Below are 21,560 nucleotides of genomic sequence, written 5' to 3'. Positions count from 1 at the left end.
GCTTTTTTTCGCTTCAAGTGACGAGCGGCTGCCTGGTTACAGTCAGCCTCGCCGTGAATTATCAGAAGCGGTAGGTTGCACCGACACCGAAGCCGTTGGCGCTGTTTTCGTATTCAGCGTTGTAGGCCTGGCCCAGAGCGTTGCTGCTGTTGACGCTGACTTTTTCTTCCTTGAGGTAGGAATAAGCCACGTCGATGGTCAGGTCTTCGGTTGGGCTCCAGCCGGCACCCAGGCTGAAGATGGTCCGGTCGCCGGTAGGAATGCGTGGCGAGCGGTCGGTGTTGTTGGCAGGCGACTGGTCGAAGGTCAGGCCGGTGCGCAGTACCCACTGTTTGTTCAACTGGTAGGAGGTACCGATGGCGTAGGCCCAGGTGTCATGCCAGTTCTGTTCTTCGGTGATGGTGCCGAAGAGGGTTGGGTTCAGGGCGCCGCCGCTCGTTACGTCATTATTTACGGTGATTTCTTTCAGGCGGCTCCAGCGGGTCCAGGTGCTGCCGGCGTAGACAGTCCAGGCGTCATTGATTTGCTGGGTGACCGAGAAATCCAACGATTCAGGGGTGGTGATGTCCAGCGAGGCGTCATAACGATCACCGCTCAACAGGAAGCCAGGCGTACCAGCGCCCGGGCTCACTTCGGTGTGGCCTTCAAGCTTGTACTTGACCTTGGAGTGGTAGGTCAGGCCGACACGGGTGGTGTCGGTGGCCTGGACCAGCAAGCCAACGTTATAGCCGTAGCCAATGTCGTCGCCCTTGATCTGGACATTACCGTCGTTAGGCGAGAATGGCGTAGTCAGCGACGACTCCAACGAACCAGAAATCCGGTTGATGGTCGGGCCAAAACCAATCGACACCTTGTCGTTGAAGGCGTAGCTGATGGTTGGCTGGAAGGTCACGACCTTCACTTCGCTCTTGCTGCCGAAATTGCGGCCCTGGAAGCTGTTTTCATAGTCGGTGATCAGGCCAAACGGGGCGTAGACGCCCAGGCCGAACGCCCATTGATCATCGATAGGCTTGACGTAGTAGCCCATCGGAACGCCAGTGAACGGGACCATGTCGCCATCGTTGGTGCCGGACTGGGTGCCGCTGGTGTCGCTGAGATCGGTGGACGCGTCGATGACAGCGAAACCACCGGTAACTTGTTGGCGCTTGAGGCGCGACATGCCGGCAGGGTTGCCGAACACAGTGCTCGCATCATCGGCAGAAGAAGAACGACCCGCGAAGCCAGTGCCCATGCCACTGATGCTTTGTTCGTTCAAGGCAAAGCCACTGGCGAAAATTTGGGTGGATGCCAAGGTAACGGCAAGGCCAAGGGTGGTTTTGAGCATCATTTTTTTCATTGTTAGAACTCCAGGTGATCACCGGGGCGAAAATTACCAACATTTTTGGTCAAGCGCTATAGCTTGTATGGCTTGATTTAGAGGGGTTTTGTAGGACAATCCGACCAAAGTCAGCGCTTTTGTAGGAACTTTCCTTTTTTCCATTCAGCAAGCGACCTGATTCAGCGGTGAAACACAGTTTTGCCAGGCGCAGGTGAAATCTCGCAGACGACCTTGAGGGTGAAAAGTCTGCCGCCAGATCCGGGCCATACCCAGCAAGTCGTCGGCGCTGGGCAATGGGGCGGCTTGTTCTTCGACCAACAACCAGGCGATGGCGGTGGCGTAGCGCAGGTTGACGGTCAATTCCAGATGGGGGCTGCTGAGGAAGGCATGTTGGCTGGCCAGGCCGCGAACCAGGCTGGCACGTTCCGGATCCAGCGCCAGATAATCGTCCCACAGCGCTTGGTGGCGAGGTTCGGTAATGCGGTACAAACCGTGTCCGCGGCGATCATGTAGGGCAGCGCCCAGGCCGGACTGGCTGGCGGCAATACCCAGCAACAAGGTTTCCGCGGTAGTGCTGTGACGCCCAAGATACAGCAGCGTCGGGCGGATCACGTATCTACACAGTTCGCTGGCGGCGATACCCATAAAACCCTCGAGATGGGAAATGGGCGAAGCCTGACGGTAAGGGCTTGGCAGCGAGTGGATCGGATCAGGCTTCGCCGAAAGCGGATCATGCCGCTCGAGTTGAAGTGTAGTGTCATATCTGCGCTGTAAAGGCCTGTTTTTAAACCATGTTCGTCGAACGGTTATGACTGTTATAGCGGTTTGTGCTTAAGCCGTTGCGCTTTATCGAGAAACGTTGGGCAATAAAAAGCCCCGCGTTTTGGGCGGGGCCTTTGAAGTTTCAGCTGTCTGGCGTCTCAGGCAACCAGTGCCTGACGGGTACGCTCGATCACGGCCTGCAGCGGTTCCGCGCTGGAGTACTGGTCGGGATACAAGCGTTCGCTATGACGAGCGATGCCGTGTTCGTTGACCAGCGTGAAGCTGAAGCAGCCTTTGCGAGCGGCCATGATCAGGCAGTTCATTGGGGCAAAAGCGTTGGTTAGGGTGCGGATCGCATCCTGTGTGTGGATTTGAGTAGACATGTTATGGGTGTTCCTACAAATGACACGGTTAAGAACCGTGCAACGTTAAAACGTTCCAGTAACGTCGACCACCGTTGGTCGAACGAAGAACCCGACTGGAACAAAGCAGCCAGTTTGAGCGCTATATGAGTGCGCGCTTGGGCTGGCAGGTAGGTACTTAGGAGGGCAGGCAGCACATCAAGGGCAAAGGTTCTGGGCCCAGGGTGAAGATCCTGATCAATTTTGCAGGTTGGTTCGGTCAGAGTAGTGAGCCTGGCAGCACGCTTCGCATTCGTTCGAAGTGTATTGGCGCAAGGATTACCTGGAAACCATCGAGGGGGGCGGTCTCTTTTTTCGGTAAGGCGTCCTTTTGAGGATGGCTGACCGCAGAGATGTTTCCGACCCAGAATTGACTTTCAGCTTGGTACTAACGCCGCGGATACTAACGGATCGAATCGTGGAAGGGAAGGGCTCTGGTCAAAAAAGATCCAGTGCGGTCCAGATGCGACGAAAATAATGGCCCGATGCCAGAGATCTGTGGATGTCCACAGGGTTTTCTGCGCCCGATGTGCCAATAAAGCGCGGCGATATAACCACTTCGGATGTTACTTGTACACACTCCCGGTGTGGGCTGTCACCGTATTGTCATGTGGGGACAATCGGGGGTGGGTGCCTGTATCCAAAATTTAAGTCAATGAAAAACATCGCTTTTTTTGACTGGTGAAAAAATCGTCAGTTTGAGCGCAGGCCCCGTTCCACAGGGCTTGCGGACAGTTCAGGGTAGGTTGTCCACTGAGTTATCCACAGCTTCTGTGGATTGTCCCAAGCGCTTGCTCTAGCACGGGCGTGCTGGTTTTTTTCGACTTTACCCGGACGAAAAAAGGAGTAGAGTGGCGCGCCTTCCGATCTGTCCCGTAGTGCGTCATGAAGTTTCGCTCAGTATCAAATCCTGTTACCTCCGCACCCTCGGGTGTTACCCCACCCAAGCGCATGTCGATGCGAGTCGCCGAGTGGCTATTGGATAGCCCACGCCTGGGAGAACGCCCCAGCGTCAAGCATCTGGCCGGCCGTTTGCTCAAGCAACCGGCCCGAGAAGGGGTGGTGGCCGCACAAAGTCGCCTCGGGCAACTGATGTGTCGCGAGTGCGGTAATGCGCGGGACCGGCGCATCGGTCACGACTTGTTACGCCAGGCCGCCCGGGCCGGCGATCACCGCGCCCGCTTGGCGTTGGGTGAAATCGAAGACTGAGCTGGGCAACGCCTGGCTGCTTGGTTAACCTTCGGGCTTTATTTGATCGGCAGGGACTGTCATGGCTTTGGATTTGACCAGCCTGTTGCTAGGCCTGGCGGGCGCAGCAATGCCGTTGCTGGCGCTGGCCTGGCACCTGCAACGTCGGGCCACTGCCGCGCAGACTGAGCTGGCATTGCTCGAAGAGCGCCTGAGCACGGCCCACATGGCACACGATGGGCTGAACGCCCAACTCGACGCCTGCCGTGACGAAATCAGTGACCTGAGCCAGGCCAATGCCGCCAAGCAAGCCGAACTTGCCGCCGCCTGTCGCGAGGTCGAATTGCTGCAGGTCGAGCGCGACAACGCCAGGGACGCGGCCCATGCCTGGAACCTGGAGCGCGCCAATAAAGAAGCGGAACTGCGACGCCTCGATGCCCACGCGGCTTCGTTGCAGGCCGAATTGCGCGAGCAGCAGGAAAGCCATCAGCAGCGCCTGGACGACCTGCAAGGTTCGCGAGATGCGTTGCGGGCCCAGTTCGCCGAACTGGCCGGGAAGATCTTCGATGAGCGTGAACAGCGTTTCGCCGAAACCAGCCAGCAGCGCCTGGGGCAATTGCTCGATCCGTTGAAGGAACGCATCCAGTCCTTCGAAAAACGTGTCGAGGAAAGTTATCAGGCCGAGGCGCGCGAACGGTTCTCCTTGGGCAAAGAGCTGGAGCGGCTGCAGCAGCTGAACCTGCGCCTGAGCGATGAAGCCACCAACCTGACCCGTGCCCTCAAGGGACAAAAGACCCAAGGCAACTGGGGCGAGCTGATTCTGGAGCGAGTGCTCGAACATGCCGGCTTGGAAAAGGGCCGCGAATACCAGACTCAGGTCAGTCTCAAAGGCCCGGACGGCGAACGTTTCCAGCCCGACGTGCTGATTTACCTGCCCGGCGACAAACAAGTGGTGGTCGACTCCAAGGTCAGCCTGACGGCCTATCAGCAATACGTCGCCGCCGAAGACGATGCCATCGGCCAGCTTGCCCTCAAGCAACATGTCGTATCGTTGCGCGCTCACGTCAAAGGCTTGGCTGGCAAGGATTACAAGCGCCTGGACGGGTTGCACAGCCTGGATTTTGTGTTGCTGTTCGTGCCGATCGAAGCGGCATTTTCTGCCGCGCTGCAAGCCGAGCCGAACCTGTTCCAGGAGGCGTTCGATCGCAACATCGTGATTGTCAGCCCGACCACCTTGCTGGCGACGTTGCGGGTGATCGACAGCTTGTGGAAGCAAGAGCGCCAGAGTCAGAACGCCCGGGAAATCGCCGAGCGGGCGGGATGGCTATACGACAAATTCGTCCTGTTCATTCAAGACTTGGACGAAATCGGCAGCCGCTTGCAGCAGTTGGACAAAGCCTACAGCGCCGCACGCAACAAGCTGACAGAAGGGCGCGGCAACCTGATCAGCCGCAGCGAACAGCTGAAATTGCTCGGTGCCCGGGCCAGCAAGAGCTTACCACCCGAGTTGCTTGAGAGAGCGATGGCGGATGTGGATGGGTTGCCTGAGTTGCCGGAAGAAGCCGAGCCCTCTCAAGGTTGACCTCCCTCGCCACGATAGAACGCAGTTGCTCTCTAAAGCGGCAAATGCCGACTCAACAACGCCCGCAACGCCGCCGGCTTGACCGGTTTGGCCAGGTAATCCAGGCCCGCCGCATGCACCTGCGCCACTGTCTCGGGCCGGCCGTCGGCGCTGATCACCACCCCCGGCACCGGTTCGCCCATGCGCGTGCGCAGCCAGGCCATCAGCTCGGTACCGGTCTCGCCGTCGTCCAGATGAAAATCCACCAGGGCCAATTGCGGGCGGACCCCCTGGGCGAGCCAGCGTTCGCATTCTTCACGGTTGCGCGCCGTCCGTACCTGGCAGCCCCAGCGGGTCAGCAGACTGTTCATGCCGATCAGGATGCTGTCTTCGTTATCGACACACAGCACCTGCGCGCCGCTGGGCAATTGGCCGTTGGGTTCGGGCGCGATGTGGGGCTCGACGGCTAGCGTTCGGGCTAACGGCACGCTGACGCTGAACACACTGCCGCGCCCCGGCCAAGAGCGGACCCGTAACGAGTGGCTGAGGACGCGGCACAGCCCGTCGGCAATCGCCAGGCCCAGGCCCAACCCTTTCTCGGCGCGGGTCTGATGGCTGTCGAGGCGTTTGAATTCTTCGAAGATGACCTGCAGTTTGTCTTGGGCAATGCCCGGCCCGCGATCCCAGACCTCCAGGCACAGCTCGCCGTCGCGGCGGCGTACGCCCAGCAGCACCGGTCCCTTGGCGTAGCGGAAGGCGTTGGTGAGGAAGTTCTGCAAGACCCGCCGTAGCAACTTGATGTCGCTGTCTACCCGCAGCCGTGAACCGCGAACCCGGAATTTAAGGCCTTGCTCGCGCGCCAGCACCGTGAACTCGGCGCCAAGGGTGTCGAACAGGTCGTTGAGGGCGAACGGTTTGCGGTCAGGGTTGATCTTGCCGTTTTCCAGTCGGGAGATGTCCAGCAGGTCGGTGATCAGATCTTCGGCTGAGCGCAACGAACTGTCCAAATGCTGCACTAATTGCTGGGCTTCGCTCGGCAAGCCTTCGTGCTGATGGGACAGCGCCGCGGAGAACAGGCGCGCGGCGTTGAGGGGTTGCATCAGGTCATGGCTGACGGCGGCGAGGAAGCGGGTCTTGGATTGATAGGCCGCTTCGGCCGTGCCTTTGGCGTCGGTCAGCGCCAGGTTCAGTTGCGACAGCTCGCGGGTACGTTCGGCGACCCGCTGCTCGAGCCCTTCGTTGGCGTCGGTCAAGGCTTTTTCAGCTTCGCGGAACGCGGTGATGTCGGTAAAACTCATGACAAATCCGCCACCGGGCATCGGGTTGCCGATCAACTCGATCACCCGGCCGTTGGGGAACAACCGTTCCGAGGTGTGCGCGCGCCCCTGGCGCATCCAGTGCAAGCGCCGGGCAACATGGACTTCAGCCTCGCCAGGGCCGCAAAGGCCGCGCTCGGCGTTGTAGCGGATGATGTCGGCAATCGGCCGGCCGACACTGATAAGGCCGTCGGGATAATTGAACAGCTCCAGATAGCGACGGTTCCACGCCACCAGCCTGAGGGACTGGTCCACCACGCTGATGCCCTGCGTGATGTTTTCGATCGCGCCTTGCAGCAGCGCGCGGTTGAATTGCAACACCTCGGACGCTTCGTCGGCGATCCGCACGACGTCTTCCAGTTGCATCTCGCGGCCTTCGATCGCCGCTTTCACCACAGCCCGCGTCGAAGAAGCCCCCAGCACACCGGCCAGCAGGCGCTCGGTGTGGGCGATCCATTCGCTGTCGGCGTTCTGGCTCGGGTTGAAGCCTTTGCCTTGGCGATAGGCGAACCGGATAAAGCTCTGGCGCGCCCGTTCTTCGCCGACGAAGCGGGCGGCCAGTTGCAACAGGTCATCGATTTGCACCGCCAGCATCGAGCGCGGGTTGGGGCGAGCGTTGATCTCCTGGCCGATAAACCGTCCGGCCTGCCAATGTTCCGACACGCGAGTGCGCGACAACACCGAGACCCAGGCGAACAGAATGAAGTTGCCGGCCAACGACAAGACCACGCCTTGCGTCAATGGGGTGATCGGCAGGTCCAGTGGATTGCTGTGCAGCCAGGCCAGGCCGGGGAAACTGCCCAGCGACCAGCCCAGGCTGTGGGCGGCGATCGGCAGCACCAGCGTGTAGAACCAGAGGAAAATCCCGGTGGCGAGGCCGGCGAACACACCGCGTCGGTTCGCCTGCTTCCAGTACAGCGCGCCGAGCATGGCGGGTGCCAGTTGCGTCACGGCGGCGAAGGCGATCTGGCCGATGGTCGCCAGGCTCGCCGTCGAACCGAGCAATCGATAGCTGACGTAGGCCAGCAGCAGGATCACGACAATGCTTACCCGACGTACCGACAGCATCCACTGGCGGAACACTTCGAAGGGCCGCTCGGCGTTGTTGCGGCGCAACAGCCAGGGCAGCAGCATGTCGTTGGAAACCATGGTCGACAGGGCGACGCTCGCGACGATGACCATGCCGGTGGCGGCCGAGGCGCCGCCAATGAATGCCAGCACCGCCAGGGCAGGATGAGCCTGGGCCAGTGGCAGGCTGATGACGAACGAATCCGGCAGCACCGAGCTGGGCAGCAGCATTTGTCCGGCAAGTGCGATCGGCACCACGAATAGCGCGGCCAGGGCCAGGTAGGCGGGAAACACCCACTTGGCCAGGCGCAGGTCCTGAGGGTCGATGTTTTCCACCACGGTGACGTGGAATTGCCGGGGCAGGCAAATGATCGCCATCATCGCCACCCCGGTTTGCACCACCATGGACGGCCAGTTGATGGTCTCTTTCCAGTATTGCTCCAGGCGAGGCGCGAGCATCGCCTGGTTGAACAGATCGTCGAAGCCGTCGTAGAGGCCGTACGTGACGAACGCGCCAACCGCCAGGAAAGCGAACAGCTTGACCAGCGATTCGAAGGCAATCGCCAGCACCATGCCGCGGTGGTGTTCGGTGGCATCCAGGTTGCGTGTGCCAAACACGATGGTGAACAGCGCCAGGATCAGCGAGACGATCAGTGCCGTGTCCTGGGCGCGGGTGCCCATTGCATCGGCACCGGCGCCGATCAGCAGGTTCACTCCCAGCACGATGCCCTTGAGTTGCAAGGCAATGTAGGGCAACACGCCGACCAGGCAGATCAGCGCGACCACAATTGCCAGTGACTGGGATTTGCCATAGCGGGCGGCGATGAAGTCGGCGATGGAGGTGATGTTCTCCTGCTTGCTGATCATTACCATTTTCTGCAGGACCCACGGCGCAAACACCAGCAGCAGGATTGGCCCGAGGTAGATCGGCAGGAATGACCAGAGCTGTTCGGCGGCCTGGCCCACGGCGCCAAAGAACGTCCAGCTGGTGCAATACACCGCCAGCGACAAGCTATAGACCCAGGCCCGAACGCGCGGTGGCAACGGCGTGCTGCGCCGATCACCGTAGAAGGCGATGGCAAACATGATGGCCATATAGGCCAGGGCAACGATGGCGATCAGCCCGCTGGACAGCGACATGGAAACTCCCAGACAAATACGCCCGGGCTTGAGCCCGGCACGACAGTCTCGCACGCCCGCTCGGGTTCGTCAGTGTCGACCAAGGTCGAGGCGGGAGGGTGGTCTTGGTGCCCAAGCCTTTTCCCGGACGTCCTCTTGAAAATCATTCGCAGCAAGTCCATTTTCTACGCATCCGTGGCACCGAGCATGTGGCCAGTCCTAGGGGTGAAGCGAGAACTCTGGTAATCGAGACTGAGGGCAGCGTTTGAGGTGTTATCTGGCGAATAGATAACCCATACAGAAATTACCCGTTATATAGATATTCTCTTCGGCTCTAGCATGGCCTCACCTCATCCGAGGAAAGGAAATGACCATGCCGTGCCGTGCCGAAAAATATCCCTTGCGACCCCTTAGCCACCTGCCCAGGCCAATGGAGGTGATTCGACAATTCACCCCGAACTGGTTTGCCGCGACCATGGGCACCGGCGTACTGGCCCTGGCCCTGGCGCAACTGCCAGGGCCCAACCCCGGTTTGCACGCGCTGGCCGAAGGGCTGTGGTTGTTCAACATTCTCCTCTTCGTTTTGTTCACGGGACTTTATGCCGCTCGCTGGGTGCTTTTCTTCGATGAGGCCCGGCGGATTTTCGGACATTCAACCGTGTCGATGTTCTTCGGCACCATCCCCATGGGGCTGGCGACGATCATCAATGGTTTCCTGGTGTTCGGCGTGCCGCGCTGGGGCGAGGGTGTGTTGCCGTTGATCGAGGGGTTGTGGTGGGTCGACGTGGCGATGTCGCTGGCCTGCGGCGTGCTGATTCCGTTCCTGATGTTTACCCGCCAGGAACACCGCATCGACCAGATGACTGCCGTGTGGCTGCTGCCCGTAGTCGCCGCCGAAGTCGCTGCTGCCAGCGGCGGGCTGTTGGCGCCGCACCTTGCCGATGTTCATTCACAACTGGTCATGCTGGTGACCAGCTACGTGCTCTGGGCCTTTTCCCTGCCGGTGGCGTTCAGCATCCTGACCATTCTGCTGTTGCGCATGGCCTTGCACAAACTGCCCCACGAGAACATGGCCGCTTCGAGCTGGCTGGCCCTCGGTCCCATCGGAACCGGCGCCCTGGGCATGTTGCTGCTGGGGGGCGATGCGCCGACTATTTTTGCCGCCAATGGCCTGTCCGGCGTGGGCGAGGTCGCCTCCGGGCTAGGATTGATTGCCGGCGTCACCCTGTGGGGCTTCGGGTTCTGGTGGATGTTGATGGCGCTGCTGATCACCGCGCGCTACTTGCGCGAGGGCATCCCGTTCAATCTCGGCTGGTGGGGCTTCACCTTTCCGCTGGGTGTATTCGCCCTGACGACGCTGAAGCTGGCGAGCCTGCTGGGCCTGGGTTTTTTCAATATGTTCGGTTGCGCGCTGGTGGCGCTGCTGGCGGTGATGTGGCTGATCGTTGGCTGGCGCACGTTACTGGGCGCCTGGCACGGTGAGTTGTTTGTGTCGCCCTGCATTGCGGGGCTGGCGAAATAATCGTTAAAGACAGGTAATGTGTGGCCTGGATTGAAAAAGCGTCATTCCAATAAGCGTCCACGCCACTCAGGAACATGGAAGATGGGTCACCCTTCGCAGTTCACCTTGCTTCGCACGCGGCGCTTCCTGCCGTTTTTCATCACGCAGTCCCTCGGGGCGTTCAACGACAATATTTTCAAGCAGTCGCTGATCCTCGCCATCCTCTACAAGCTGACCATCGAGGGCGACCGCTCAATCTGGGTCAACCTTTGCGCGCTGCTGTTCATCCTGCCGTTCTTCCTGTTTTCCGCGCTGGCGGGTCAATTCGGAGAAAAGTTCGCCAAGGACGCGCTGATTCGCCTGATCAAGCTCGGCGAAATCGCGATCATGGCGGTCGGCGCGCTGGGTTTCCTGTTCGATCATTTGTGGCTGATGCTGGCGGCGCTGTTTGCCATGGGCACGCATTCGGCGCTGTTTGGACCGGTAAAATATTCGATCCTGCCGCAAGCGTTGCGCGAGGATGAACTGGTCGGCGGCAATGGCCTGGTGGAAATGGGCACGTTCCTGGCGATTCTTGCGGGCACCATCGGCGCGGGGATCATGATGTCGTCGGCGCACTACGCGCCGGTGGTGTCGGTGGCCATCGTCGGCATCGCCGTGGCCGGTTACCTGGCCAGCCGCGGCATTCCGCGGGCGGCGGCGGCCTCGCCGCAGATGCGCTTGAACTGGAACATCTTCAGCCAGTCCTGGGCCACGTTGAAGCTCGGCCTGGGACAGACCCCGGCGGTTTCCCGCTCCATTGTCGGCAACTCGTGGTTCTGGTTTGTCGGGGCGATCTACCTCACGCAGATCCCCGCGTATGCCAAGGAGTGGATGCACGGCGACGAAACCGTGGTGACGTTGATCCTTACCGTGTTTTCGGTGGGGATCGCCCTGGGTTCGATGCTCTGTGAAAAACTCTCGGGGCGCAAAGTGGAGATTGGCCTGGTGCCGTTCGGCTCCTTCGGGTTGACCGTGTTCGGGCTGCTCTTGTGGTGGCATTCCGGCGCAATCCCCGACAGTGTGGACGGCCACGGCTGGCTGCAGATCCTGGGGTTCGGGCATGCCTGGCTGGTGCTGATCGACATTCTTGGCCTAGGGATTTTTGGCGGTTTCTACATCGTGCCGCTCTACGCCCTCATTCAGTCGCGTACCGTGGAGAACGAGCGGGCGCGGGTGATTGCCGCCAACAACATTCTCAACGCACTGTTCATGGTGGTCTCGGCGATCGTTTCCATCGTCTTGCTGAGCCTAGCCAAACTGTCGATCCCGCAGCTGTTCCTGGTGGTGTCGCTGCTGAACATTGGCGTCAATGCCTACATCTTCAAGATCGTTCCCGAGTTCAGCATGCGTTTCATGATCTGGCTGCTGAGCCATTCCATGTACCGCGTGGAGCATCGCAACCTCGAAGCGATTCCTGATGAGGGCGCGGCGCTGTTGGTGTGCAATCACGTGTCCTTTGTCGATGCCTTACTGATCGGCGGCGCGGTGCGTAGGCCGATTCGTTTTGTGATGTATTACAAGATCTACAACCTGTCGGTCCTGAACTTTATCTTTCGCACCGCGGGCACAATTCCGATCGCCGGGCGCCAGGAAGATATCCAGATCTATGAAAAGGCCTTCAGCCGAATCGCCCAATACCTGAAGGACGGCGAGCTGGTGTGCATCTTTCCTGAAGGAAAATTGACCGCCAACGGTGAGATCAATGAGTTCAAGAGCGGACTGACACGCATCCTCCAGGAAACCCCGGTGCCAGTGATTCCCTTGGCGTTGCAGGGCTTGTGGGGCAGCTTCTTCAGCCGCGATCCGGACAAGGGGCTTTTTCGCCGGTTCTGGTCGCGAGTGACCCTGGTGGCGGGTTCGGCGGTTACGGTCGAGACGGCTGAGCCTGCGAAGTTGCAGGCGATGGTGGGAGAACTGCGCGGCGCGGTCCGATAACGCAAGACGATGCAGGAACCGGCAAGTCCGGCTCCTGCATTCGGTTCAGGTGCTGACCTTGAGGCCGATCAACCCGGCAATGATCAACGCCACGCTGGCCAACCGAATCAATGCCATCGACTCGCCAAACAGAATGATCCCGGCGATCACCGTGCCCACGGCACCGACGCCGGTCCAGATTGCATAGGCGGTGCCCAGCGGCAGCTCTTTCATGGCAAGGCCCAGCAGGCCAAGGCTGATCACCATGGCCGCAACGGTCAATGCAGTGGGGAGGGGACGGGAAAAGCCGTCGGTGTATTTCAGGCCGACAGCCCAACCGACTTCAAACAAGCCAGCGAAAAACAGAATGATCCAGGACATCACACACCTCATCGATGGATGGGGTCGTCCCCGGATAAAACGCTGTGCAGTTGCGGGGTCGTCCCCGCATTGGGCGAAGAATGCCCAATGCTGACTATTCGGTCAAGTCTCCCGGTCAGTCCGCCGCTTGGCGGGCAAGCAGCTCGCGGTCCTGCTTTTCACTCATGCGCCGGAAGTAGGTTGCCAGTAACGCGCCGGAAATATTGTGCCAGACGCTGAACAGTGCACTTGGGACCGCCGCCAGCGGCGAAAAATGCGCACTGGCCAGGGCCGCGCCGAGGCCGGAGTTCTGCATGCCCACCTCCAGCGACAAGGTTTTGCGCTGGGCCAGTGGCAATCCGAACAGGCGCCCGGTGAAATACCCCAACAAGTAGCCAAAGCTGTTGTGCAGCATCACGATCGCCATGATCAGCAGGCCGGATTCGGCGATCTTCGCCTGACTGGCCGCTACCACTGCTGCGACGATGATCACGATGCTCACCACCGACACCAACGGCAACACATCGACGGCGAGACGAACCCGTTCACCCAGCAAACGTTGGGCGACGACGCCAAGGAAGATTGGCAACAGGACTATTTGCAAGATAGACCAGAACAGCGCCGAGAACGACACCGGCAACCAGGCCGAGGCCAACAGCCAGATCAGCGCCGGGGTAATCACCGGGGCGAGCAGGGTAGTGATGGCCGAGATCGACACGGCCAAGGCCAGGTCACCGCGACCCAGCCAGGTCATGACGTTGGAGGATGTGCCGCTCGGGCAGCAGCCTACGAGGATCACCCCCACGGCAATTTCCGGCGGCAGGCTGAATAGCTGGCAAAGCAGCCACGCGGTGCCTGGCATGATCACGAACTGAGCTGCAACTCCCAGGGCGACGCGTCCCGGATGGCGGGCCACCTCGGCAAAATCCTCGGTCTTCAGGGCCAGGCCCATGCCGAACATCACCAGGCCAAGCAACGGCACAATGGCTACTTTCAGATCGACAAACCATTGTGGAAATAGAAACGCCACTATCGCAAACAACAGTACCCAGTAAGCGAAGGTGTTGCCGACAAAACGACTCAATGCAACCAGTGCGCGCATGACCTGATCCTTATTATTAGTTGCAGCACAACCCGACATGAAAGCGAGCCTGCTTAAGATAACGGATTGTCGGCCCACATTTCTGTGGATCATCGACCGTCATCGCGAGCGGGCTTGCTCCCAAAGGACAACTTCTGCCGTTAGATTCCCTGCGGAATCTCTTCACCGCCCAACGCTTCAACCAGCGCCGGCAGGAACTCACCGAATGTCAGCATCATCAGGGTGAAGCTGGCGTCCAACTGGCCCAAGGCTTCGTCGCCGCCGTCCTGTTCCGCCTGGTCCTGCAGCAAGTCCTCGAACTTCAGGCGCTTGACTACCATTTTGTCGTCGAGCACGAAGGACAACTTGTCCTGCCAGGCCAGCGACAGCTGCGTCACGACCTTGCCAGTGCTCAGGTGCAGTTGGATTTCGTCGCTGGTGAGGTCCTGGCGCTTGCAACGAACGATGCCGCCGTCTTCATGGGTGTCGCGCAGTTCACATTCGTCCAGCACGAAGAAATCGTCTGCGGCTTTCTGAGTCTTGACCCAGTCGGTCATGATCGCGGTCGGCGCCGTCTTCACGGTGAGCGGGCGTACCGGCAGCGTGCCGATGACTTCGCGCAGGGTGGAAAGCAGGTCTTCGGCGCGTTTCGGGCTGGCGGAGTTGACCAGGATCAGGCCCTGTTTCGGCGCGATAGCGGCGAACGTGGACGAGCGACGGATGAATGCACGAGGCAGGAACGCCTGGATGATTTCATCCTTGATCTGGTCCCGTTCCTTTTTATAGACCTTGCGCATTTGCTCGGCTTCGATCTCTTCGACTTTTTCCTTCACGGCGTCACGCACGACGCTGCCGGGCAGGATGCGCTCTTCCTTGCGTGCGGCGATCAGCAGGAAATCCTGGCTGACATGCACCAGGGGCGCGTCTTCGCCTTTACCGAAGGGCGCGACGAAACCGTAAGTGGTCAACTCCTGGCTTGCACATGGGCGTGCCAGTTTGGTCGCCAGTGCAGTTTCCAACGCCTCGGCATCAACAGGCAGATCTTGGGTCAGGCGATAGATAAGCAGGTTCTTGAACCACATGGGGTGAGTCTCTCCTTTATACAAAGGGGGGCATTATTCTCTTCGCGGCGCCATAGGCCAACCCTTAGCTAAGCCTTTGGAAGGCCTGAGAAAATTAATTTAAAAAGTGCTTGCCAGCTTAGGGAGTGCTCCGTAGAATGCGCGCCACACCGAAAGCGAAGGGTGATTAGCTCAGCTGGGAGAGCGTCTGCCTTACAAGCAGAATGTCGGCGGTTCGATCCCGTCATCACCCACCATTCGTTTCAAGTGTTACGCGCAGCGGTAGTTCAGTCGGTTAGAATACCGGCCTGTCACGCCGGGGGTCGCGGGTTCGAGTCCCGTCCGCTGCGCCATATTCGGTAACCTGGAACACTGAACGCCAGGTCACCACAAGAAGCCCGCTAACGCGGGCTTTTTGCTGTTTACAGTTTTCCCGCGGTACGCATGAATCATTTTTTTGCTGTTTTTTTCAATTAAATCAGCACGTTATAAAAAACTGTGAGAGAATGCGCACCGCATCGAAAGTGAAGGGTGATTAGCTCAGCTGGGAGAGCGTCTGCCTTACAAGCAGAATGTCGGCGGTTCGATCCCGTCATCACCCACCAAACTTTCAATGTTACGCGCAGCGGTAGTTCAGTCGGTTAGAATACCGGCCTGTCACGCCGGGGGTCGCGGGTTCGAGTCCCGTCCGCTGCGCCATATTCGGTCACCTGGGATGCTGAACGCCAGGTTGCCAACAAAAAGCCCGCTCATTTGAGCGGGCTTTTTGTTGGCTGGCATTTGCCTCTCTCTACTGCTCGGCATTACGGCTATGACGATAATCACTGACCGCCTCATACACGGCCTTGCGCAAACGGTTGATACCGCCAATAGGCCGATGAGCCTCGATGCCGAACCAAGGGTTGAAGGACTGATTATCACAAGCCAGGTTCAGCTTGGGCGTGTCGAAGTCCTGAGCCGGCACCTTGATCCGCGCCACCGTCTCGAACGGTGCATCGTCTTCCTGCCATTCAATGCTGGTGTCTTCGATGGGCATGTACTTGCTCGGATCCTGACGCTGGATCTGCAAGACAAAACAGGCCGGCACGCGATCTGTGGATAACTGCTGGTTCAATGCGCTGCGCAAGAAATTCGGCAGGTCCTGGTTCTGCGCAGGCAAGGTATAGCTTGGGCAGCTGTCCGGGTCCGGTGCGACGCGAAACTTGGCATTGGCCGCGCCGAATTTGTAAGGCGATACCGAAAAGTAGGTGGTCTGGGTCGGACTGGTCGGGGGCGGCGAAAGGGTCGCCAGGGCGATGAACAGATGACGGATCTGCCAAGTGCGCGGATCCAGGCTCGGGAAGAACGCCATTGCCTTCTTTCCGTCAGCCTGAGCGGCCACATTCTGACGATACTCGGCGACATCACTGACAAAGAAGTTCGGATGATTGAACATTACGAAGTCCTGCTCGCCTTGTGATTGCCGACCCGCGAGCAGTTGCTTGCCGGGCACGTCCAGCAACTTGATCGCCATCCCCCGGGCGTCGCGCAAGCTGTCGAATTGCGGATAGGCGTTACCGTTGGATAGGCGGATTGTTGCCTGCCAGGTCTTGCCCGGTTCGGCAAATACCCCTTGGCGCAGAGGCGCTGGCAGATCGTTCGGCACTTGGACTTCGGCCATGACACAACCGTGAGCCTTGGCGTGGGCATCGCGCAGGTAGCGGGTGCCTTCGCGGTGCTGATCGACGATGCGGATGGCGGTCTGGATGATGTCCTGGGTCATGGCGCTTTCGCCCGGGGGGATCTGCTCCTTGTCCGAGACCGAGCCGCTGTGTTGCCAGGCAAACCAAGCGGTGGACAAGGCCCAGCCGAGCAGCCCGATGCCCAGCAGCCACAAGAGCGTCTTGCCCAAAAAGGCGCCGAGGCGCAGCCAGAGCGTGATCAACATGCAAACATCCTTTTACCTGTGGGGTTCATCATTACAGTTGCGACTCCAGCGGCCCGCCCAATACTTTCAAATACTCCAGCAAGGCCCAGCGTTCCTGCGGTTGCAGCAAGCGGCCAATGACGCCGTTGCCTCGCTCGCCTGAGCGGAATTCGTGGCCGCTGTTGTGGTTGCCGGTAATCTTGGTATCGAAAAGAAAACCGTTGGCAAAGGCTTCGGTGCGATAGCCCAAATGGCGCGGGTCATATTCGAAGCTGCTTTTATAGAAGGTCGTTGCCCGCTCGGCCTGGGGGGACAACAGTTGATAAATCGTCGGCACCGAGCCGTTGTGCAGGAACGGTGGAGTGGCCCAGACACCTGCTAGCGGCCGCGCCTTGTAGGCGCGCAATTCGCGTACCCCGATGGGCAGTCCGAAACCGTCCAGGGCCGGGCGCTCGACCGGCGTCACGCCGGCGTCGCGATAAGCACGGTTTTCGACAAATGCGGTGACATAGGCCAGGCCCTTGGCAACCGAAACCTGGCTGAGATCCAGTGGCTCTGTCGGCGTCGGGTGCAGTTGCACGTCCAGCTTCGCCAGCTCGGCCGGGTCCCATTGCAGACTGGTCAGGTTGAAGCGATGGTCGGCGATATTATTGGCGGTGCCGGGGTCGGTGCCGATCACTTTCACCGGCAGCATGTGCAATTGCTGGACCGGTCTGTCGGGCCCCTGAACCACTTTTGGGACATGGCAGCCGGCGCAGTTCTCGGCGAACAGCACCCGGCCTTTGGCGGCCAAAGGCTTGTCGATCGAGCCCAGCAGCGCCTCCGGCCATGCCGGAGGCTTGAGCAGTTGCAAGGTTTCTTCAATCTTGTTCAGGTCGCGCACGCGCACGCTGGAAGGGTAGCGCGCATCGCCCTGCAGCGGCTTGCCCTGGGCGTCGAAGAAATTCAGCGTGGCGCCGACTCCCAAGGCCTCGCCGACATTGCGCGCCATCGGTTGCTGGGCCGAGCCGTTCCACTGCACCCAGTCAAATGTCCACATTTCCCACAGCTGAGGGTAATCCACCGGCGCGTTGGCGACCCGGTAGTTTTCCTCCGAGATGGCGTCGCCGAAGCTGGCGTTGGCGATGCGACCAAAGGCGTCGGTACGGCCCGGACCTTCCTCGGTGGGATAGAGGCCACGATGGGTGTCGTTCCAGGCCGTGCGCAGGAACGTGTCCAGGGAAACCTTGAAGGCCTTGCGCAGTTCTTCATGGCGGGCGTCGTAGTCCTTGCCCAGCACTTGGCGGGCGAAGCGCTCGAATTTCCAGGGGTTGTAGTAGGTCGAGGCGAGGCTTGCGACCAATGCCTGTCCGAAACTGCCTCCGCGCAATGTCGGAACAGTCGACGGCAATACGTGTTGGGCGGAGCCGCCGTCGATCCGTATTGCCTGGCCTTTGAAGTGCAGCTCGCCGGTGTGGCAGGCGGCGCACGTAATATCCAGATATTGTTCGTTGCTGCCCGCATTTTGGTGACGAGTGAAACCTACCGGCAAGTTGCCGGGGTTTTCCGGCGTGGCTTTCTGTGCCGGATCGACCAGGAACCCGAAGCGCGCCAGATATTGCGGTGAAGAGAAACGCTGTTGCGAGAACGGCAATTCGAGGGCCGTGAACCACTCGTAATGCAGGCCCTTGACCTGGGTGCCCTGGGGGGTGAAATAGTAAGTCTGGCGCTCTGCCGCGCTCCATTGGTCCAGGTAATGCACCTGCTCCACGGGTGTATAGGCCGGCAAGCGCGGGTTGGCGACGTAATAAAGCACGACGGCGACGGCAATGACGAGCAGGGCGAGTAACAGCAAGAGAATGCGAGAGAGGAGGCGCACGGTAACGTCCTTGTTTTTTTGATATGTCCTTATGCCTCAGTGCCGGCTGGCCGGCAAGTGGCCATTATCTTGGGCCGTATGGGGCGGCAATGTGTCTCTGTACGTAATAGATGACAGATGCTTCATCTGCCCAGGATCAAAAAGCGTTTGCCGGCCTGAACTTATCATCGCTTTGTGGCTCACATGCCGGTAGCCATTGGTCGTGGCCGCCTGATAAGCTCGCGGCTTTACTCGATTGCCCTTTAGGCGCATGAACAAGGAAATAGCATGAAACAGCATCGGTTGGCGGCGGCGGTAGCCCTGGTTGGCCTGGTACTCGCGGGTTGTGACTCGCAGACCAGCGTAGAGCTGAAAACCCCGGCGCAGAAAGCTTCCTACGGCATTGGCCTGAACATGGGCAAGAGCCTGGCTCAGGAAGGTATGGATGACCTGGACTCCAAAGCAGTCGCCCAGGGCATCGAAGATGCCGTCGGCAAGAAAGAACAGAAGCTGAAAGACGAAGAACTGGTCGAAGCCTTCGCCGCCCTGCAAAAGCGTGCCGAAGAACGCATGGCCAAGATGAGTGAAGAGTCGGCAGCGGCCGGCAAGAAATTCCTCGAAGAAAATGGCAAGAAGGCGGGTGTTACCACCACCGCTTCCGGCCTGCAGTATGAAGTGGTCAAGAAAGCCGACGGCGCACAGCCCAAGCCGACCGACGTGGTGACCGTTCACTACACCGGCAAGTTGACCAACGGCACTGTGTTCGACAGCTCCGTGGAGCGTGGCAGCCCGATTGACCTGCCGGTCAGCGGCGTGATCCCGGGTTGGGTCGAAGGCCTGCAACTGATGCACGTCGGCGAGAAGTACAAGCTGTACATCCCGAGCGAGCTGGCCTACGGTGCCCAGAGCCCGAGCCCGGCCATCCCTGCCAATTCGGTCCTGGTGTTTGACCTGGAACTGCTGGCAATCAAGGATCCGGCAAAAGAAGACGCAGCCAAGTAATCGCGTCTGCTATAACGACAACGCCTCGCTTATGCGGGGCGTTGTTGCATCTGGCGGTCGGTGAATGACAAAAAAACCGAACGCTCGGGGTGGGCTACAGTCATAGGCAATACAGGCGCTGCGCTAGACGCAGTTGGCCGATCAAGTCAATGAAATATTGGGTTTTTTTATGTGAGTAAAAAACGCCCGATCTAAGCCGGGCCCTTATTAAACGGGGGCTTCAGCGGTGAAATGCAGCTCTGTTCACAAGGTTATCCACAATTTGTGTGGATAACATTTCAGTGGGAGAAAAAATGAAGGCCCCGTGGAATTTCACCCGGTTTCTACCTCTGGCGGGACGGCTGCTGGCCCGCGGTAGACTGCCGACGTTGCTGTTCGCCGTTGCCAGCAAAGGGGCGCGTGAGGGCGGCCGGCTGGGCAAGCTCAAGGAAGACCTGCGCTTGTTGCAGGCGTTGTGCCTGGCCTACTGGCGTGGCGACTACCGGGCGGTCAGTGCCAAGTCGTTATTGTCAGTCGTGGCGGGGCTCATGTATTTCCTCAGCCCTCTGGACGCGATTCCAGACCTGCTGCCGATGTTCGGCATGTTCGACGACATTGCCGTGCTGGCGTGGATCATGAAAACACTCGACGACGAACTCAGTGCCTTCCGCGCCTGGCGTGACCAGCAGTCACCCGAGAAGCTCGCGCTGGTCGAAAGACTTCCCGATACCCCAGAACAACTCCTGCTCCAAGGTCCGAAAAAGACCTGATCCCGCCTGTTTGCCCCAGAACATCATCGCCCCGCGACCTCGGCTGCTATTTAGGATTACACTTCCGAGGAAAAAAGCTGACTCGCTAAGTGTTGTTGTCCTACGGGGTAGACATGGATATTCAAATAATCACACGCGACGGAGAGCCCGAGTACGCGGTTTTGCCGTGGGATCAGTACCAGTCGTTATTGAAGGCAGCAGGTCTCAATCAAGCTCCGCCGCGGGAGGCAAAAGCCCAGGATGCGGCGGCACCCGATCAGGTCCTTCCTGGTCTGGATCAGTTGCGCAGCTTGCGCGAAGGGAAGGGCATCGCCATCGAGGCGCTGGCCCGCACGGTAGGCATCAGCCCGTCTTATCTGGCCATGATCGAAAGCGGCGAGCGTCAGCCCGATGCCGCGATCAAGCGCAGCCTGGCCTGGGAACTGACGGTGCCGGGTTGGAGGGATGAATCGTGAGTGTACGCATCAGTCGACAACATTGGGATGGGTTGTTGGGGGAGTTGGACCAGGCGCGTCGCCAGCGCCATTTGCTGACATACCGCGCCTTGCTGGAACGCTTGCAGCTTCCAAGCCCGGCGATGCAGACCTTGACCGCCGCGCTCGAACACCTGGCCGCGCTGGACGCCCGGGCTGAACAGCCGCTGCGCAGTTCGCTGGTCATCAGCCAGGGTGCCAGCCGATTGCCGCGCACCGGTTTCTTCGAATGTGTCGAGCGCCTCGGTCGTTTTTCCGGTCCGTCCGACGGCGTCGCCGCTGCGTCCTGGCATGCTTCGGAAGTGGTTCGGGTATTCGAATACGAGTACCCCGAATCGGCGGAGGCCTGAGTGCTCTGGCGCATCAAGGCGCGGGCCGGCTATTGGCTGGCGCGTCGGTTGTTTCATTGGTCATGGTTCGTCCGACAGCCGCGTGGCTGGGCCTGGCTCGAAGGTCAGTTTGCACGCATGGCGAACCTGGGTGATGTCGGTGCCCAGAGTTTCTACGGGCATATCCTGACGTTTCGCGGCCAGGGGCTGGGCGCGCGCGAGGAGGGCATTCGCCTGCTGCGATTGGCCGCACTGGCCGGTGATGGCAAGGCCGCCTATCAGGTCGGCGTCATCAGCCTCGCCGGCACCGCCACTAAAGCGCCGGACCCGGCCGAAGCGGCACGCTGGTGGACCCTCGCCGCAAAGGCCGGGCATCCGTTGGCCGAGATCAAGCTCAAGGCGCTCGAAGGCCAGGCCCCTTAGTTGTTATCCATAGGCGGTATCTTTTTTCTTCGCTAATGGGGCATCTCCTTTAGGGCAAATCTCAGAATCGTCCTACGCTATCCGTCTCCTTATCTGACTTATTTCCCCTGCCTTCCCCGGCACAGTCTCGCGCTTCCCGATTCCTCGCG

General features: G+C 59.7%; 18 protein-coding genes, 4 tRNA genes and 1 pseudogene. 14 read left to right on the top strand and 9 right to left on the bottom strand.

All coding sequences use genetic code 11. The annotated features are described in order from the left end of the window. Positions 1-61: 61 nt before the first annotated feature. The 3 genes from HU742_RS19225 to HU742_RS19215 all read right to left on the bottom strand — a co-directional run bounded on the left by HU742_RS19225 (position 62) and on the right by HU742_RS19215 (position 2,463). Positions 62-1,336: an OmpP1/FadL family transporter gene (locus tag HU742_RS19225; RefSeq protein WP_186644740.1), complete on the bottom strand. Its 1,275-nt coding sequence runs from the start codon at positions 1,334-1,336 to the stop codon at positions 62-64. 144 nt (positions 1,337-1,480) lie between these two features. Then, complete coding sequence (locus tag HU742_RS19220; RefSeq protein ID WP_186640646.1) at positions 1,481-1,963, bottom strand: hypothetical protein; 483 nt, start codon at positions 1,961-1,963, stop codon at positions 1,481-1,483. Between the two features lie 275 nt (positions 1,964-2,238). Next, on the bottom strand, positions 2,239-2,463 hold the full coding sequence (locus HU742_RS19215) for a hypothetical protein (RefSeq protein ID WP_007898912.1): 225 nt from the start codon (positions 2,461-2,463) through the stop codon (positions 2,239-2,241). A 903-nt stretch (positions 2,464-3,366) separates the two neighbouring features. Here HU742_RS19215 and HU742_RS19210 point away from each other — a divergent pair. Further along, positions 3,367-3,690 carry an SEL1-like repeat protein gene (locus HU742_RS19210; protein ID WP_186640647.1) on the top strand — a complete coding sequence of 108 codons (324 nt, stop codon included), beginning with the start codon at positions 3,367-3,369 and terminating at the stop codon, positions 3,688-3,690. A 175-nt stretch (positions 3,691-3,865) separates the two neighbouring features. Then, positions 3,866-5,251, top strand: a complete 1,386-nt coding sequence (locus HU742_RS19205) for a DNA recombination protein RmuC (protein WP_186614509.1) — start codon at positions 3,866-3,868, stop codon at positions 5,249-5,251. A 32-nt stretch (positions 5,252-5,283) separates the two neighbouring features. Here the strand turns inward: HU742_RS19205 and HU742_RS19200 are convergent, their stop codons facing one another. Continuing rightward, positions 5,284-8,754 carry a hybrid sensor histidine kinase/response regulator gene (locus HU742_RS19200; protein WP_186644743.1) on the bottom strand — a complete coding sequence of 1,157 codons (3,471 nt, stop codon included), beginning with the start codon at positions 8,752-8,754 and terminating at the stop codon, positions 5,284-5,286. A 159-nt stretch (positions 8,755-8,913) separates the two neighbouring features. Between HU742_RS19200 and HU742_RS26985 the strand changes: the two are divergent. The 3 genes and pseudogenes from HU742_RS26985 to HU742_RS19190 form a co-directional block, all read left to right on the top strand. Continuing rightward, positions 8,914-9,002 (top strand): annotated as a pseudogene (locus HU742_RS26985) (cupin); the annotation flags it as partial. Between the two features lie 104 nt (positions 9,003-9,106). Continuing rightward, positions 9,107-10,255 (top strand): TDT family transporter, encoded by a 1,149-nt coding sequence (locus HU742_RS19195; protein WP_186644744.1) that lies wholly within the window; start codon positions 9,107-9,109, stop codon positions 10,253-10,255. A gap of 81 nt (positions 10,256-10,336) precedes the next feature. After that, positions 10,337-12,211, top strand: a complete 1,875-nt coding sequence (locus HU742_RS19190) for an MFS transporter (protein WP_186644745.1) — start codon at positions 10,337-10,339, stop codon at positions 12,209-12,211. Between the two features lie 45 nt (positions 12,212-12,256). Here HU742_RS19190 and sugE read toward each other — a convergent pair whose 3' ends face one another. The 3 genes from sugE to rdgC form a co-directional block, all read right to left on the bottom strand. Next, a complete protein-coding gene (gene sugE / locus HU742_RS19185; RefSeq protein ID WP_186614497.1) occupies positions 12,257-12,571 on the bottom strand; it encodes a quaternary ammonium compound efflux SMR transporter SugE in 315 nt (104 codons plus the stop codon). A gap of 115 nt (positions 12,572-12,686) precedes the next feature. Beyond that, the gene (locus tag HU742_RS19180) at positions 12,687-13,652 is read right to left on the bottom strand and encodes a bile acid:sodium symporter family protein (RefSeq protein ID WP_186640652.1); all 966 of its coding nucleotides are present in this window, start codon (positions 13,650-13,652) and stop codon (positions 12,687-12,689) included. Positions 13,653-13,792: 140 nt separating this feature from the next. Next, a complete protein-coding gene (gene rdgC, locus HU742_RS19175) occupies positions 13,793-14,713 on the bottom strand; it encodes a recombination-associated protein RdgC (protein WP_186640654.1) in 921 nt (306 codons plus the stop codon). Positions 14,714-14,873: 160 nt separating this feature from the next. Here rdgC and HU742_RS19170 point away from each other — a divergent pair. The 4 genes from HU742_RS19170 (at position 14,874) to HU742_RS19155 (ending at position 15,391) form a co-directional block, all read left to right on the top strand. Next, positions 14,874-14,949 (top strand) — tRNA-Val (locus tag HU742_RS19170). Between the two features lie 19 nt (positions 14,950-14,968). Continuing rightward, positions 14,969-15,045 (top strand) — tRNA-Asp (locus tag HU742_RS19165). Positions 15,046-15,221: 176 nt separating this feature from the next. After that, positions 15,222-15,297: transfer RNA gene (locus tag HU742_RS19160), tRNA-Val, on the top strand. A 17-nt stretch (positions 15,298-15,314) separates the two neighbouring features. Then, a tRNA-Asp gene (locus tag HU742_RS19155) sits at positions 15,315-15,391 on the top strand. 91 nt (positions 15,392-15,482) lie between these two features. Here HU742_RS19155 and HU742_RS19150 read toward each other — a convergent pair. Then, the gene (locus HU742_RS19150; RefSeq protein ID WP_186644748.1) at positions 15,483-16,619 is read right to left on the bottom strand and encodes a catalase family protein; all 1,137 of its coding nucleotides are present in this window, start codon (positions 16,617-16,619) and stop codon (positions 15,483-15,485) included. 31 nt (positions 16,620-16,650) lie between these two features. Then, positions 16,651-18,456, bottom strand: coding sequence for a di-heme-cytochrome C peroxidase (locus HU742_RS19145; RefSeq protein WP_186644750.1), 1,806 nt, complete (start codon positions 18,454-18,456; stop codon positions 16,651-16,653). Between the two features lie 267 nt (positions 18,457-18,723). Between HU742_RS19145 and bamJ the strand changes: the two genes are divergently transcribed. From bamJ to HU742_RS19120, 5 genes are all read left to right on the top strand, one after another. Then, positions 18,724-19,437, top strand: a complete 714-nt coding sequence (bamJ, locus tag HU742_RS19140; protein WP_186640660.1) for a BamJ family beta-barrel-assembly machinery protein — start codon at positions 18,724-18,726, stop codon at positions 19,435-19,437. A gap of 293 nt (positions 19,438-19,730) precedes the next feature. Next, positions 19,731-20,186: a YkvA family protein gene (locus tag HU742_RS19135; protein ID WP_186640662.1), complete on the top strand. Its 456-nt coding sequence runs from the start codon at positions 19,731-19,733 to the stop codon at positions 20,184-20,186. A 113-nt stretch (positions 20,187-20,299) separates the two neighbouring features. Next, positions 20,300-20,641, top strand: coding sequence for a helix-turn-helix domain-containing protein (locus HU742_RS19130; protein ID WP_186644752.1), 342 nt, complete (start codon positions 20,300-20,302; stop codon positions 20,639-20,641). Beyond that, positions 20,638-21,009 carry a hypothetical protein gene (locus HU742_RS19125; RefSeq protein WP_003179080.1) on the top strand — a complete coding sequence of 124 codons (372 nt, stop codon included), beginning with the start codon at positions 20,638-20,640 and terminating at the stop codon, positions 21,007-21,009. Before HU742_RS19130 ends, HU742_RS19125 begins: the two co-directional genes overlap by 4 nt. After that, positions 21,010-21,411 (top strand): SEL1-like repeat protein, encoded by a 402-nt coding sequence (locus tag HU742_RS19120; RefSeq protein WP_186644753.1) that lies wholly within the window; start codon positions 21,010-21,012, stop codon positions 21,409-21,411. It begins immediately after the preceding gene. Positions 21,412-21,560: the final 149 nt, after the last annotated feature.

The sequence above is a fragment of the Pseudomonas marvdashtae genome, assembly GCF_014268655.2.
GTDB classification, from domain to species: domain Bacteria; phylum Pseudomonadota; class Gammaproteobacteria; order Pseudomonadales; family Pseudomonadaceae; genus Aquipseudomonas; species Aquipseudomonas marvdashtae.
This window is presented reverse-complemented; position numbering and strand designations above follow the sequence as displayed.